Annotated in this window: 11 protein-coding genes, 1 rRNA gene and 1 riboswitch; of the genes, 9 read left to right on the top strand and 3 right to left on the bottom strand. The window is 54.2% G+C overall.

Features of this window, described 5'->3' with window-relative positions; genetic code table 11:
- Together C812_RS15090 and C812_RS15085 are read right to left on the bottom strand one after the other, a co-directional pair.
- A partial coding sequence (locus C812_RS15090) for a transposase (protein ID WP_016313516.1) occupies window positions 1-233 on the bottom strand: 233 nt, incomplete at its 3' end.
- A 578-nt stretch (window positions 234-811) separates the two neighbouring features.
- Window positions 812-1,906, bottom strand: coding sequence for an LCP family protein (locus tag C812_RS15085; RefSeq protein WP_016313515.1), 1,095 nt, complete (start codon window positions 1,904-1,906; stop codon window positions 812-814).
- 130 nt (window positions 1,907-2,036) lie between these two features.
- Between C812_RS15085 and bcp the strand changes: the two genes are divergently transcribed.
- The gene (gene bcp / locus C812_RS15080) at window positions 2,037-2,522 is read left to right on the top strand and encodes a thioredoxin-dependent thiol peroxidase (RefSeq protein ID WP_016313514.1); all 486 of its coding nucleotides are present in this window, start codon (window positions 2,037-2,039) and stop codon (window positions 2,520-2,522) included.
- Between the two features lie 77 nt (window positions 2,523-2,599).
- Here bcp and C812_RS21585 read toward each other — a convergent pair whose 3' ends face one another.
- Entirely contained in the window at window positions 2,600-3,331 is a 732-nt protein-coding gene (locus C812_RS21585; RefSeq protein WP_016313513.1) for a stalk domain-containing protein, read from the bottom strand.
- A 175-nt stretch (window positions 3,332-3,506) separates the two neighbouring features.
- Between C812_RS21585 and C812_RS15070 the strand changes: the two genes are divergently transcribed.
- From C812_RS15070 to C812_RS15040, 8 genes are all read left to right on the top strand, one after another.
- Window positions 3,507-4,880: a polysaccharide deacetylase family protein gene (locus C812_RS15070; RefSeq protein ID WP_016313512.1), complete on the top strand. Its 1,374-nt coding sequence runs from the start codon at window positions 3,507-3,509 to the stop codon at window positions 4,878-4,880.
- 131 nt (window positions 4,881-5,011) lie between these two features.
- Window positions 5,012-5,980, top strand: a complete 969-nt coding sequence (locus C812_RS15065) for an AAA family ATPase (protein WP_016313511.1) — start codon at window positions 5,012-5,014, stop codon at window positions 5,978-5,980.
- Window positions 5,977-7,215, top strand: a complete 1,239-nt coding sequence (locus C812_RS15060) for a DUF58 domain-containing protein (RefSeq protein ID WP_016313510.1) — start codon at window positions 5,977-5,979, stop codon at window positions 7,213-7,215. The genes C812_RS15065 and C812_RS15060 overlap by 4 nt, the downstream gene beginning before the upstream one ends.
- Window positions 7,202-9,616, top strand: coding sequence for a DUF4129 domain-containing transglutaminase family protein (locus C812_RS15055; RefSeq protein ID WP_016313509.1), 2,415 nt, complete (start codon window positions 7,202-7,204; stop codon window positions 9,614-9,616). The genes C812_RS15060 and C812_RS15055 overlap by 14 nt, the downstream gene beginning before the upstream one ends.
- 78 nt (window positions 9,617-9,694) lie before the next feature.
- Window positions 9,695-11,233 (top strand): glutamine-hydrolyzing GMP synthase, encoded by a 1,539-nt coding sequence (gene guaA, locus C812_RS15050; RefSeq protein ID WP_016313508.1) that lies wholly within the window; start codon window positions 9,695-9,697, stop codon window positions 11,231-11,233.
- Between the two features lie 264 nt (window positions 11,234-11,497).
- A riboswitch (purine riboswitch) is annotated at window positions 11,498-11,598 on the top strand.
- 46 nt (window positions 11,599-11,644) lie between these two features.
- Window positions 11,645-11,797 (top strand): hypothetical protein, encoded by a 153-nt coding sequence (locus C812_RS22330; RefSeq protein WP_157274732.1) that lies wholly within the window; start codon window positions 11,645-11,647, stop codon window positions 11,795-11,797.
- Window positions 11,798-11,849: 52 nt separating this feature from the next.
- Window positions 11,850-13,250: an NCS2 family permease gene (locus C812_RS15045; RefSeq protein WP_016313507.1), complete on the top strand. Its 1,401-nt coding sequence runs from the start codon at window positions 11,850-11,852 to the stop codon at window positions 13,248-13,250.
- A gap of 401 nt (window positions 13,251-13,651) precedes the next feature.
- Window positions 13,652-14,661 (top strand): 16S ribosomal RNA (locus C812_RS15040); the annotation flags it as partial.

The raw sequence follows: 14,661 nt of genomic DNA, 5'->3' as shown, positions 1-14,661 counted from the left end.
ACTTTCATCGCTTTCTCGTATTTTTCTTCAATCTCTTGAAGTCGTTTGAGTTCTTGAAGGTGTTGGTCTGGCAGTGATGTATCCACATCTGTAATCTGATCTCGGTATGCTCGAATCCAGGTTCGAATGGTTTCTGGGTGCAGGTCATACGACCGGGCAAGCACCCCCACCTTAATCCCGGACAGAGCTTCTCTTACTACCTTTAAACGAAATTCATCTTTGGCTTTTCCCATAACTGAATCCTCTCCCTTATTTCCATTGTAAATCCTTGTAGGGGAGGACTCCAGTTTATTTAGGGGGCCTTAGGGAAAGTACATCTCAGACATCACGATATGCCCTCAAAAGCGACCTGTCAGCAGAAATGAACTGCATTTTTACATTTGAATGCTGAAAAAGAGCGATTTTGGGCAATATGAACTGCACTTTTACAGCTGACAGGCCCAATAGCGCGGATTCACGGTAGGCGGCGATCAAAAAAAGGCAGTTCGTGATGCCGAACTAGGCAGTAAGAGTGGGGGGGTAGCAAAGGCAGTTACTGTCGCCACGAAAAGACAGCAGTAGTACCATCCAAGGCAGTTACCGGTGCCCCCAAAGGACAGGAGTGGTGCAACTAAATACAGTTACTTGCGCCCCAAATGGCGGTTATCCGGCCAAAATAGAGGAGGCCGCCTCTCGATTAAGGCCTGGCCACAGGGCCGAGCCTGCCTCGAAAGACGCCCTCCGATCTCACGGACTCCCGCCCGCGCCTAAGCAGGCAAGGACCTCGCTAACCTCAGGGCTTAGCGCCCTCCGCCCCTAAAGGCTCCCAGCCTCAAGGGCTGGCCGCCTCCAGGTTCCGGCCGCTGCTGCCGGCGTTCGCCCCGGTACGGCCCGAGCTGCTGCCGCTGTTGCTGTCGCCACCGTTATCTTCGGTACCGTCAGCATCGTTGCCACTGTCCGTACCGCTTTCTTCCGTTTTATTAAATACGTCCTGCACGTATTGCTTTAAATCGTCTTCGCTGCGAACACCAAGGACGGACGAGCCGCCAACGGTTTTCTCCACCAGCAGGTCCATCGGCGGAATCTGCTCGCTGGCGACCATTTCTGCGTCATACCCGACAGTAGCCAGCTTCCACATATCCTGAACCGACAAGTTCGTGTCGATGTAAGGATTGATTTTCTCCAGAATCGAAGGCAGCTTCATAATGGAAGTCGTCGACTTCAGCTTATCCGCCACCGCCTTCAGGAAATTGCGCTGCCGCTCGGTCCGGGTGTAGTCAGACAGAGCGTCGTGCCGGAAGCGGACGTATTGCAGCGCCGTTTTGCCATCTAAGTGCTGCTGTCCTTTTTTCAGATCGATGTCGTATTCATGATTATCTGCTTTGCTGGTGTAGTGCATATCCTTTTCCACATAAAAATCAACCCCGCCGACGGCATCCACCAATTCAATGAATCCTTGAAAGTCGGTATACACATAATATTGTATCGGGATGCCAAGCAGGTCGGAGACCGCCTGCATCGCTGTATTCGGTCCGTGCGTAATCGCCGTGTTGATCCGATCCGAACCGTGCTCTGGAATTTGGGTGTACGTGTCGCGCAAAATCGAGAAGAGGTAGGCCTTCTTGCTCACAGGGTCCAGGGAAGCGACCAGCATGGTGTCCGAACGAGGAATTTCCCCTTTCTTCAAACCGCGCGCATCGACGCCCATCAGCAGGATGTTTACGCGATCCTTGCCTTCCCATTTGGGCGGTTCCGGCACTTTCGTTTCGGTTGGCTGCACGTTATAGAAAGGGGACTGCTCCCCTTCTTTTTGAAAATTGTCGACTTGGTTATAGAGGGCCGTAAAATAGTAGGCTGCAAAGCCGGCGAGAGCGACAACCACTCCGATCACAGACCAGAGAATCGCCCGTTTTGTGCGTTTCGTCATTGGGTTCGTTCCTTTCAAGGCATGCGATAAATTCGGTTTCTATTATAGATATACTACATGTCTTTCCATTATAATTTTTTTTGTAAATACAATCAATTTCAGGGTTGGAGAGGCCAGAGGAGGAAGAAGCATGTCGGAACAAACGCAACAAGTGCAAATCGGTCAGCCTGTTCCGGATTTTCGACTGCCCGCAGACAGCGGGGAGGAAATCTCGTTATCGCAATTTCGCGGCCGGAAGGTCGTTCTTTATTTTTATCCCAAAGATGCTACCCCGGCTTGTACTCAGGAGGCTTGCGATTTTCGTGATCTTGCTGAGGTGTACGGCGAATATGGGGCGGTAGTACTTGGCATCAGCGGGGATTCGGTGAAATCTCACGCCAGGTTCGCCGGGAAGCAAGGGCTGAATTTCCCGCTCTTGTCGGACGAGTCTCATGAGGTGTGCCGAATGTTTGGCGTATGGCAGCTGAAAAAAATGTACGGCCGCGAATACGAAGGCATCGTCCGTTCGACGTTCCTCATCGACGAGGAGGGGAAGCTGCTCCGTGAATGGCGCGGGGTTCGAGTCAAAGGGCACGCGGAACAAGTGTTGGAGGCACTGCGAGAAGCCGGCCAATAAAATAGGTGTCTTCGCCAGAGAGTTGATCAAAACGCCTCATCCTAACGTTTAAAGCGGGATGAGGCGTTTAACTTTACTTATTTTTCAAAATGCAGATCAAAAAGGCCCAGTTCGATGTTCTCCTGATCGGCTGTTGCACGGAACTCGACTTTCGCTGCATGAGCGACGTCAAGCGCTAAATCCTTAGGGAAGTCTCCCGGTTTGAAAGTTTCTGAGTAAGCTTCACGATCATCGACCAGAATCCGCAGCGTAACCGAAGCCCCAGAATCTCTATATTTTCCGGTCAACCCCACTTTGCCGACCACCTTCTTGGCTTGTCCGTTAAGCGGAAATTGAATATGGACCCAGCGACCGTCTGAGCCGTTATCATTTCTAGGGAACTCAAAGCGCAGGAAGCTGGTATACGAGTTCCCCAAGTTGTCTTCGATCGGCTCATTCGCATTGTATGCGTACTCATATCTGCTCCAGTATGCGGTCTGCGCATTCGAATGCTGGATATCGCGTTCTGGATAAATATCCGTTTTCCCCTCTGTCTCGCCTATGTATACGGTTTGCGTGGAGGCGTCCCATTTCACCGGGAGCTTCAGCGCTTCAGCAACAAACCGAAGAGGTACGTATGTCGTCCCGTTATAGAGGAACGGTTTGTTATCCTCACTCAACTTTTGAGCTGTTTTGTTGACGGTGATCCCTTTGACGTTGTAAAACACTTCGATCAGTTTTCCGCTGCTGCCGGCATAAACTCCTGTTGCTCCGAATAGAAGGGAGCCTGCAACGAAGCCGGCAATGAATTTAGATTTTGAATTCTTCATGTTGCAATTACACCTTCCTTTGGATAGTTTTGCAACATATTATATCGGCGCCGGCGGGGGTTCGGCAATATTTTCTCGAATGACGTCTATCTTCATCTCTACCTTCATACAATCTACCAGAAAGCTAAAGGATTCATAGAAAAGAAATTGATCCTAGTGCGGAGGTAGAAGGTCGATGAAACAACCAAAAAAGTTATCCGGACAAATGCTGGTACGTTTGCTACTGCTTACGGTAGTACTGATTGCGGCAATCTGCACGCCGCTTGGCTTCCAGCACAAGGGCATGCCTGAAGTCAAAGCCCTGGCGATGAAAGAACAAGCCGCGGGGGAATCCGCGACGCATACAGTAAATCTCGCTGCACCTGCCGCTGAGAAGGTGCAACCTGTCCATACATCGGCCGTTGGCTCGGCTGGCGCATCGGCGGCTTTGGCGGCATCTCAGGCGAAGAAGTCTGAAACGCCGCAAGCGAACAACAAAGACAAGCAAGGCAAAACGGTTTATTTAACGTTTGACGACGGGCCAAGCCCGCATACAGATCAAGTGCTGGAGATATTGCGGGAAGAGGAGGTGCCCGCGACCTTCTTCGTATTGGGGCAGCAAGCCAAGCGCTACCCGGAGATGATCCGGCGCATCGTAGACGGCGGCCATGTCCTCGGGAATCATACGTATAACCATGATTATGACGCACTGTACGACAGCTTCGGCCATTTCTGGAAGCAGGTCAAGGCGACGGAAGAGGTGCTGCGGGAGATTACGGGAACACGTACACCGCTGGTACGCGCGCCGGGCGGTACATACGGTCATTTTGACAAGACGTATTTCAACCTGATGGAGCAGGGCGGGTATAAAGTGTTTGACTGGAATGTAGACAGCGGGGATTCTAAGCGTAGAGGTGTTCCGGCCAGTGAGATTATAGCCAACGTCAAGAACACGAAGCTGCAGGATCAAATCATTGTGTTGATGCATGACGGAGGAGGTCATGAACAGACGGTTAAGGCGCTGCCGGAAATTATTCATTACTATAAAAAACTAGGTTACGAGTTTGGCACCTTATCTGCGGAGCAACAGCCTGTACAATTTTCACTGGACCCTTCCATAAGCAAGAAAAAGAACCGTCCCGCGCCTTCCGCCGAATGGATCGCGTCCAACGTCGTTCCGAATGCGGCTTTGTTTGAACCGGAGCTGCCGCTTACCGTGGAGGCTGGCGGGTTGCAAACGCGCCTTGAGCCCGGGGAATACGAGTTGCGTGACGGTCAGTATGCGGCACCTGTTCGTTTAATGATGGAGCGGTTAGGGGCAGATGTCTATTGGAGCGAGGCTACGCAAAGCGCCTTCATCAACTGGGGGGACGCCTACATGGTGGCAGATACCCGGCGCGGGGTGCTGACGGCTGTACGCCAAGACGGAACCAATGTGGAATGGGAAGTGACGTTTGAGCGCAAGGCTCAGGCGTTATGGATTCCACTGCGTCCGCTCTTGGAGGCATTAGGTCATCCGATTGTCGGAGTTGTTTCAACTGCTGGGGAGCGACGGGTCTCGGCAATCTAGTTGTTTTGATAGATTCTTGGGACAAACGCTTAACTTTCTCTCCCTTTCTTCCATGTCTATTTCCACTAGTTTCTGGAGATACTGGTTGATAGATTACGGCCATGGTTTTTAGAAATGGAGGGGAAGTCAGGATGAATCACGATCAAGCGCAGACGTTGCTGGAGCGGCTCGTCCACAAGGTGGATCGGGTGATCGTTGGAAAAAAAGCGGAGATCGAGCTCGCGGTAGTGGCGATGCTGAGCGGCGGTCATATTTTGTTAGAGGATGTGCCCGGAGTAGGCAAAACGATGCTGGTCCGCACGTTAGCTGCCTGCATCGGCGGGACGTTTGGCCGCATTCAGTTCACGTCGGACCTGCTGCCGTCCGATGTCACTGGCGTAACGGTATACCATGCGCAAAGCGGTCAGTTTGAGTTTCGGCCAGGGCCGGTGTTCGCCCATGTCGTACTGGCCGATGAGATCAATCGGGCAGCGCCGCGAACCCAGTCGGCCTTGCTGGAAGCGATGGAAGAACGGAAAGTGACGATTGACGGAGAGACGCGGGCTTTGCCGAAGCCGTTCTTGCTGCTGGCGACGCAAAATCCGCTGGAATACGAAGGAACCTATCGCTTGCCGGAGGCGCAGTTGGATCGCTTTCTGATGCGGCTGACGCTCGGGTACCCGAATCCGGAGCAGGAGGTGGATTTGCTTGGGAGAATGCAAGATCCGCCTGATCTTGCCGATCTGAAGCCGGTGCTGTTACCGGGGGAAATTGCCCTGATGCAGCGTCAGGTGCGCAGCGTATTTGTGGACGACGTCATCAAGCGCTATATGGTTGGCGCTGCGGACGTCTCCCGGCGGCATCCGCAAATCGCGCTGGGCTTCAGCCCGCGCGCAACGATTGCTTGGATGGGGGCGGCGCAGGCGATGGCGTATTACAAAGGACGTTCCTTCGTCACGCCGGACGATGTCAAGGCGGTCGCGCCCGCTGTGCTCACGCACCGGATCGTATTGCGGACGGAAGCGAAGCTTGACGGAGTCAGCGGCGAGCAGGCGTTAGCAGAAGTACTGGCTAAGGTGAATGTCCCGATATTTGCACGGAGAGCGGGGGCTTCATCATGAAGCACGCAGGATGGGTATGGCTGATCGCCGTCGCCTTCGCCGTCGCGTTGGGAGGTTGGTATGCTTGGCGCGGCGGGGTGTCGTCTTTATTCTTGCTGCTGCTGGTCGGATTCATGATGCTGCAGGGCGTCTTGGTCCAAGCGTTTGGCCCAAAGCGCTTTAAGGTGGAGCGCGCTTGGCAGCCGGTCTATCCGGTTGCCGGCGAACCGGTCACGGTCACGTTATCGGTCCGCTGTGAGGGAGGTCTGCCGCCGGTTTGGCTGCAGATCGAGGATCAACTGGCAGGTGACACCGTGGGTTCAGAAAATGGGAAGAACCGCCCGGGGGGCCGGGGCGGTAGTTTGTTTTTTACCGGATTTCGCCGGGATTACCAGATGACCTATACGATTCCGGGCTTACCCCGGGGCGTCTATAAGCAAGCGTCCGTCAAGCTGACCTGGGGCGATCCGTTTGGCTGGTTCAAGCGGAGCCGACTTGCGGCCTCCTCAGAGGTGATGGTCGTTCATCCGTTGCCGCTGGCAGGAAATCCCCCGAAGGCAGAGGAACGGGCGGAGCAAGAGGGCGGCGGAGCATGGCAGCCTCAGTTGGTCGCATCCTCTTCAGCTCCGGGCCGGTTAAGACCTTATGTCGAAGGGGACCCGTTGCGGCGAATTCACTGGAAATACTCGGCGAAAAAAGGCGAGCTGCTCTCCCGCATTCCCGAGGAGCAGGGGATTATGCCGCGTTATTTGCTGCTGAGCACGCGTGACGGCGATTACGCTTCCTCCGCTGGCTTCGAGCTGGCGGTGTCGGCAGCCGCAACGTGGCTAACGCGCGAAGCAGGCGGCGATTCTGGTGCCGATGAGCTTCGGTTCAGCCATGGCGGGATGGACGGCGCTTGCCAGGTGAACGGTCGCGATGGCTTGATGAGCGGTCTGGAGCAGCTTGCCGGCCTCCGCTTGGGGAACGGTTTGTCTGCGGGTGAAATACTGCGCCGGGATTGGTCCGAGGTGCTCGCCCAAGGGCAAAGCCTCACCGTCATCACCGGCAAGCTGACGCCTGAATTGGCGGGGGATGTGCTGCATTTGGCTGAGCTGGGCGTGGCCACGGAAGTTTGGTGTGCCGGCGGACTTGGCGGATCGGATCTGGGGCGGCTGGTTGCCCATCTCCGGGAGAGGGGCGTCACGGTGCTGGATCTGACGCTGTATCGGACGAAAACTCCGCGGAAAGGGGCGATCAAGCATGTCAGCGCCTAAAGCGTCAGTGATCCCTACCAGCGGTCTGTCGGCACCGATGACATCCTCCCGACGAAGCGGACATTCAGCGCCTTCCATCGGCCTGCGGATCTTAATCACGCTGTTGTTGTTTGCTTTATTTGGGGAATGGTTGTATCCGCTGCACGCGATGATTCCCGAAAGGCAGACGGAGCTGCTTCCGCTGTTTTTCGTTCTCACAGGTGCTTTGCTGCTCATTGGCTGCCTGCGGCTGCCGTCTGTCCTGTATGCACCGGTGCCGCCGCTGCTTATCGCCGGTGCCATGTTGTATCTGTTTGGAAGAGGAGAGGGGATTGGCTGGTTTATCGGCTACGCCCATACGGTCTCTACTGATTTGGAGGTGTTTTGGGATACAGGGCGGCTGTTCTCCATCAGTATGGAGACGCGGGCTTTGCTCCTGTTGATCGGTTGGACGTTGCTGGTTGTTTCCGTACAAATGCTGGCGTTATCGCGGCAAAGTATTTTGCTGTTCTTGAGCGCCACGGTGATTTACTTGCTCGCGCTGGAGGCGGCCGTTGGCCTGGAGCTGTATTTGGGCGTCATCCGCTCGGCAGCGTTGGGCCTCGCACTGCAAGCGGCGGCGTTCCATCGCGGCGAGTCTGGACCGAGCCGGGGAGCCGGGAGACTCGCCGGCGGGGTCGTCGTGCTCGCCTGCGTGGCGGGCGCAGCGCTGCTCAGCTCGCTGCTGCCGTTGCAGCCGGTGCGGGCGATCTCGTGGGAGCAGGTCGCTCGCAGCTTGTCGGAGTGGAGCGGAGCCGAGTTGCCTGCCACGGCGGGCCGGGCCGCGGCGGTCAACGTCTCCGGCTACGGTCGGGACGACTCCAAGCTGGGCGGGCCGCTGCGCCTGCGCCATGATCCATATTTTACGGCGTTGTCATCGTACAATACGTACTGGCGCGGCGAGAGCAAAAGCGTGTACACCGGCCGGGGCTGGATTCAGCCGGTCGGGGATAGCGCGCCGGTGATCGCCGGGGCGGAGCGTACGGGCGGTGTGATGGTCGAGGCGGCTGAAGGCGAGGTCATCCCAGCCGCAGCCCAGGTCGACACCGGCCGCGAGCTCATCCGCCAAACGGTGACGTTCGAAGCGCCGTTAACGGGGAGGGTCGCTCTGCTGTCCGGCGGGCTTCCGGTCCAGGCGGAACGGATCATCGCCGGTGACGGGGAAGCGCCGGTGGAGATCGAGCCGCGGTTTGACGCCTGGGCCGATGCCTTGATCGTCGACTATGCTGCCCCGGCGGAGCGCATTTACAGCTATGAGCTGACGTCGGCGGTGTCAACGGCGTCTGCAGACAAGCTGCGCCAAGAAGAGGGGCCGGACCCGGCAGAGGTCCGTGACCGCTTTCTGCAGCTGCCGGACGCACTGCCGGAGCGGGTGCGGAAGCTGGGCGAGCGGCTTGTCGCCGGAGAAAGCAACCGTTATGATGCGGCCGTTGCGGTCGAGAGCTACTTAGAGCATCGCTATACTTACAGCTTGGATTCCCGGCAGCCGCCGGAAGGGGCCGATTTCGTTGACAACTTCCTGTTCGTCGACCGCATCGGCTATTGCGACCACTTCTCGACGGCGATGGTCATTCTGCTGCGCAGCGGAGGGATTCCGGCCCGCTGGGTCAAAGGCTTCGCGCCTGGGGACCCTGCGCCGTCTGCAGTTTCGACTTCCGCCGCAGGAGGGACGGGGAGCAGGGGAGAGGCCGTTTCACTAGCAAGCGGTACAGGCTCCAGCTCGGCAGAGATGCACCGATATACCGTAACCTATGCGGATGCGCATTCGTGGGTCGAGGTTTATTTTCCCGAAACGGGTTGGATTGCCTTTGATCCGACGCCAGGGTTTGGCGAGTCCAACGCCTTGAGCGTCAGCACCTTAGCGGATTATAGATTAGGTGAAGCAGATACGGTAGCGGCTTTTCCGTGGTTAGCCAAAGCTGTTGAAGTGGCCAAGCACCTGCAACCGAGACTTACTGAATTGGCTTACGAAAAACTTACCCGTATGACCCCGCGGCTGCGCCCGTTTGATTGGACCGTTTTGGCTTTAACTGCTGGTTTCGCCTTACTGTTCGCACGAGAACTGAGGTTGCGCGGACACTTGCTGCTGCTTGCCTTCGGACGATTGCGGTTAGGGAGCACGTTTCCTGGACGCCGCGAGTTGCTTGCTTCAGCGGATCGGGTTTGGCGCGAGTTGGCATTGCTGCATGGTCCCAAGCCCGCGTCCATGACAGCCCGGGAATATATTCAGGGCGCGTTCAGCGAAGATCAGGCGCAATCGGAGTGTGCGGAGCAGTTCGTACGGACCTGGGAAAAGATCTACTACGGAGGCTTGCGACCGGATCGACAGGAAAGCGTGAAATTCCTTGAACAATGCTGGAAGTTGGCCTCTCGCCGAGGCTGAAATTGGCGCTTGGGCTTCCTTGACGACCTCTTTTGTCGTTTCGTATAATAGGTGTCATAATTTGAGGGAGGCTCGGTCATGAATAAGCCAAATGAAATGATTGTGGTCCTTGACTTCGGAGGACAATACAATCAGTTAATCGCAAGAAGAATCCGCGACTTAGGCGTGTACAGCGAATTGCTGCCGTATAATACGCCGGTTGAACGCCTGCGGGAAATCGCGCCGAAAGGCATCGTATTTTCGGGTGGTCCATCCAGCGTCTATGCGGAGGATGCCCCACACATTGACCCGGCCGTGTACGACATCGGTGTGCCGATCTTCGGCATCTGTTATGGGATGCAGTTGATGGCTCACCAGCTTGGCGGTAAGGTCGAACGGGCGGCAAAACGCGAGTACGGCAAAGCGGACGTGGATTTTGCCGAACATTCGGCACTAACTCGCGGTCTGGATTCGAAGCAGACCGTATGGATGAGCCACGGGGACCATGTGACCCAGCTTCCGGACGGCTTCGTGGTTGATGCATCGACAGAGCATGCGCCGATCGCCGGGTTTGCCAATCCGGACCGGAAGATGTACGGTGTGCAATTCCATCCTGAAGTGCGGCATTCCGTACATGGAAATGAAATGATCCGCAATTTCCTTTATGACATCTGCGGCTGCGAAGGCAACTGGAGCATGGAGACATTTATTGAGGACGCGGTACGCGATATTCGCTCTCAAGTCGGCGACGGCAAAGTGCTTTGTGCGTTGAGCGGCGGTGTAGACTCCTCAGTGGTGGCTATGCTGATTCATAAAGCAATTGGTGATCAGTTGACATGTATGTTCATCGATCACGGTCTGCTGCGCAAAGGCGAAGCGGAGAGCGTCATGGAGACCTTCGTGGGCAAGTTCGATATGAAGGTCGTCAAGATTGATGCGCGCGAGCGTTTCCTCTCGAAGCTGGCCGGCGTGGATGATCCGGAACAGAAGCGCAAAATCATCGGTAACGAGTTTATTTATGTGTTCGACGAAGAGTCGGCGAAGTTCGATGACTTTACTTACCTGGCGCAGGGGACGTTGTATACCGACATTGTCGAGAGCGGCACGGCAACGGCTCAAACGATTAAGTCCCACCATAACGTGGGCGGGCTGCCGGAAGATATGAAGTTCAAGCTGATTGAACCGCTGAAAACGTTGTTCAAAGACGAAGTGCGCAAGGTTGGCGAAGAATTAGGGCTGCCGCGGGAAATCGTGTGGAGACAACCGTTCCCGGGACCGGGACTTGCGATTCGCGTCTTGGGCGAAGTGACGGAAGAGAAACTGCAAATCGTTCGGGATTCCGATTACATCCTGCGCGAAGAAATTGCCAAGGCGGGACTGGATCGCGAGATTTGGCAATACTTTACGGCATTGCCGAACATGCGCAGCGTAGGGGTTATGGGCGACGCTCGCACTTACTCCTACACCGTAGGTATCCGCGCGGTGACGTCTATCGACGGCATGACCGCCGACTGGGCGCGTATCCCGTGGGACGTGCTGGAGAAGATCTCTGTACGGATCGTTAACGAAGTCGAGAACGTGAACCGCGTCGTGTACGACATTACGTCGAAGCCGCCGGCCACGATTGAATGGGAATAGGTTATCAAACTCACAAATGCTCTCCTTTAGATGCCGGTTCAGGCAAATAAAGGAGAGCATTTTTAGTTAATTTATTGTTGTATCTGCTGCTTTGTGTCTCTTATTTACTTTGAAATCAGTGTAAATTTTCACGAATAATTCAAATTACGAACAATATTATCGCTTATTGCATCGAATATTCGTTTTTTCTGTTGACATTTTAGGACCCTCCGCCTAGAATAAATCATGTAATAAGCCTTGCTGACATGGCTTGTCTGGATATCGACAAAACCGCATAGTTCTTTTCGTATAATTCCGGGAATTGGCCCGGAAGTCTCTACGAGGTCACCGTAAATGATCTGGCTACGAAAGGAAGAAACGAACGTATCGTTGAAGCAAGTTGGGAAGAGTTCGGGGATGTTGCTCGGATGAATGCTCCTGCTGCGAAAGCTTGCTTTGAACGAAAGCCTATGGCTGTTGACTGATCCGAACGATCGTTTCTTCTGGATGTACGGTAACCCGAGAGATGTCGCCTCGGGCTTTTTGTCGTTTTCCGAAGGGAATGCAGGCAAAGTGGTGCTGTGATGCCAGTTGTTTGAACCAGCATTGTCAATTTTTAAGGGGGAGTAATTTTATCATGGATCGGTTTTTTAAACTGAAACAGAACGGTACGACGGTACGTACGGAAATTATGGCGGGCCTGACCACGTTTATGGCGATGGCCTACATCCTTACGGTGAACCCGAACACGTTGACGGCGTTTGGCCAGATCGAAATGGGTTGGTACTCCGTATTCTTGGCAACGGCGCTGTCCGCAGGGATTTTCACGATTGCCATGGGCCTTTTCATTAACTTTCCTGTGGCGCTTGCGCCGGGGATGGGTCTGAACGCGTACTTTGCGTCCGTCATTCTGTCGTCTGCGACAACGGATCATCCGTTTACTTGGGAAATGGGCTTAACGGCTGTATTCATTTCCGGGTTGATCTTCATCCTGTTGACTTTAACGAAAGTTCGTCAAATGCTGCTGGATGCCGTTCCGGATTCGTTGAAGCATGCAATTACGGTCGGGATCGGGTTGTTCATTACGATTATCGGTCTGAAAAACAGCGGGCTGATGACCATCGGCGTTGAAGCTGGCAGCGATATTCCGGCGAATACGTTCACGGATGTACTTTCCTTTGAAACGGTCATTCATTTAGGCAGTCTGGAGAACACGGACGTACAGCTTACTTTGATTGGTTTGTTGCTGATCGGGGTTTTGATGGTACTGAACGTTCGCGGCGCGATTTTGCTGGGGATCCTGGGAACGACGGTTATCGCTTTGCTGATGGGGGTAGTGGACTTCGGTACTTTGTCCAATCCGCAAACGCCTTGGGTTCCAGACTTCACGCAAATTAACTTTGCACGCTTTGACTGGGACGGTATTTTGCATACAGGTATTATTTCCGCGATTGCGACTTTCACTTTCGTAGAATTGTTTGATACATTTGGTACTTTGGTAGGTACAGCTTCTCGTGCAGGAATCATGAAGGATCCAGAAGAAGGCAAAAAACGCGTCGGCAAAGCCATGCTGGTTGACGCAGCGGCTGTTACTGGCGGTGCATTGCTGGGGACTTCCACGACGACGGCTTATGTTGAAAGTGCAGCTGGCGTAGCAGAAGGTGGACGTACAGGGCTGACTGCCCTCACGACGGGGGTTTGCTTCTTGGCCGCCTTGTTCTTGGCTCCGATCGCCGCTTTGATCCCTGGCGCTGCAACGGCTGCAGCCTTGATCATCGTTGGTGTTCTGATGGTGCAATCGATCAAAGAGATCGACTTCTCCGATATGGTTATAGCTATCCCTGCGTTCTTGACGGTAACGATGATGCCGTTCACCTACAATATTGCGAACGGGATTTCGTTTGGTGTCGTGTTCTATGTGGTGCTGGCCTTCGCGGCCAATCTGATTGGCAAAAAGAAATACGACATCCACTGGTTAATGTGGGTATTGTTCGTTCTGATCATTCTCCGTTACATTTTCCTTGGCAGCCAGGGTTAATGATGAGCTAACGGCCTCTCAAGCCTGTAGTCCCTTTGAGGATTGCAGGTTTTCTTTTTATATAATAGTAGATTCTCGGGTGCAGGAGGCAATTTCCAAGTATTTCATTTGTATTTGTTTGAGAGGTTTGATATATTATAAAAGTCGCTCACAGCGACGAGGTAATTACGACGAAGCATGAACCGGACAGTTAAAAAAAGTTCTTGCATTCGAGCGAATTACTTGATATAATATAAGAGTTGTTGCCGATAAGGTGGTAACGAAGTTGATCTTTGAAAACTGAACAACGAGTGAGTAATTAAACTGAGATTTTAAGGATGAATTTCAAACCGGTGTACTCGGGTCTTGAAATTCGATCCGATCTCGTCAGTTTTTTCTAAATGAGCAAGTCAAACACTACTTTATTGGAGAGTTTGATCCTGGCTCAGGACGAACGCTGGCGGCGTGCCTAATACATGCAAGTCGAGCGGAGTTTATCGGGAGCTTGCTCCTGATGAACTTAGCGGCGGACGGGTGAGTAACACGTAGGCAACCTGCCCGTAAGACTGGGATAACTACCGGAAACGGTAGCTAATACCGGATACGCAAGTCTCTCGCATGAGGGGCTTGGGAAAGGCGGAGCAATCTGTCACTTACGGATGGGGCTGCGGCGCATTAGCTAGTTGGTGGGGTAACGGCTCACCAAGGCGACGATGCGTAGCCGACCTGAGAGGGTGAACGGCCACACTGGGACTGAGACACGGCCCAGACTCCTACGGGAGGCAGCAGTAGGGAATCTTCCGCAATGGACGAAAGTCTGACGGAGCAACGCCGCGTGAGTGATGAAGGTTTTCGGATCGTAAAGCTCTGTTGCCAGGGAAGAACGTCCGTTAGAGTAACTGCTAACGGAGTGACGGTACCTGAGAAGAAAGCCCCGGCTAACTACGTGCCAGCAGCCGCGGTAATACGTAGGGGGCAAGCGTTGTCCGGAATTATTGGGCGTAAAGCGCGCGCAGGCGGCTGTTTAAGTCTGGTGTTTAATCCTGGGGCTCAACCCCGGGTCGCACTGGAAACTGGACAGCTTGAGTGCAGAAGAGGAGAGTGGAATTCCACGTGTAGCGGTGAAATGCGTAGAGATGTGGAGGAACACCAGTGGCGAAGGCGACTCTCTGGGCTGTAACTGACGCTGAGGCGCGAAAGCGTGGGGAGCAAACAGGATTAGATACCCTGGTAGTCCACGCCGTAAACGATGAATGCTAGGTGTTAGGGGTTTCGATACCCTTGGTGCCGAAGTTAACACATTAAGCATTCCGCCTGGGGAGTACGGCCGCAAGGCTGAAACTCAAAGGAATTGACGGGGACCCGCACAAGCAGTGGAGTATGTGGTTTAATTCGAAGCAACGCGAAGAACCTTACCAGGTCTTGACATCCC

Source organism: Paenibacillus barengoltzii G22 (genome assembly GCF_000403375.2).
In the GTDB taxonomy this organism is placed as follows: domain Bacteria; phylum Bacillota; class Bacilli; order Paenibacillales; family Paenibacillaceae; genus Fontibacillus; species Fontibacillus barengoltzii.
This window is presented reverse-complemented; position numbering and strand designations above follow the sequence as displayed.

What these genes read in the sequence shown, in the direction of transcription:
- C812_RS15085 (WP_016313515.1), bottom strand. Translation starts at nt 1,906, where the DNA reads ATGACGAAACGCACAAAACGGGCGATTCTCTGGTCTGTGATCGGAGTG.
- bcp (WP_016313514.1), top strand. Translation starts at nt 2,037, where the DNA reads ATGTCGGAACAAACGCAACAAGTGCAAATCGGTCAGCCTGTTCCGGAT.
- C812_RS21585 (WP_016313513.1), bottom strand. Translation starts at nt 3,331, where the DNA reads ATGAAGAATTCAAAATCTAAATTCATTGCCGGCTTCGTTGCAGGCTCC.
- C812_RS15070 (WP_016313512.1), top strand. Translation starts at nt 3,507, where the DNA reads ATGAAACAACCAAAAAAGTTATCCGGACAAATGCTGGTACGTTTGCTA.
- C812_RS15065 (WP_016313511.1), top strand. Translation starts at nt 5,012, where the DNA reads ATGAATCACGATCAAGCGCAGACGTTGCTGGAGCGGCTCGTCCACAAG.
- C812_RS15060 (WP_016313510.1), top strand. Translation starts at nt 5,977, where the DNA reads ATGAAGCACGCAGGATGGGTATGGCTGATCGCCGTCGCCTTCGCCGTC.
- C812_RS15055 (WP_016313509.1), top strand. Translation starts at nt 7,202, where the DNA reads ATGTCAGCGCCTAAAGCGTCAGTGATCCCTACCAGCGGTCTGTCGGCA.
- guaA (WP_016313508.1), top strand. Translation starts at nt 9,695, where the DNA reads ATGAATAAGCCAAATGAAATGATTGTGGTCCTTGACTTCGGAGGACAA.
- C812_RS22330 (WP_157274732.1), top strand. Translation starts at nt 11,645, where the DNA reads ATGCTCCTGCTGCGAAAGCTTGCTTTGAACGAAAGCCTATGGCTGTTG.
- C812_RS15045 (WP_016313507.1), top strand. Translation starts at nt 11,850, where the DNA reads ATGGATCGGTTTTTTAAACTGAAACAGAACGGTACGACGGTACGTACG.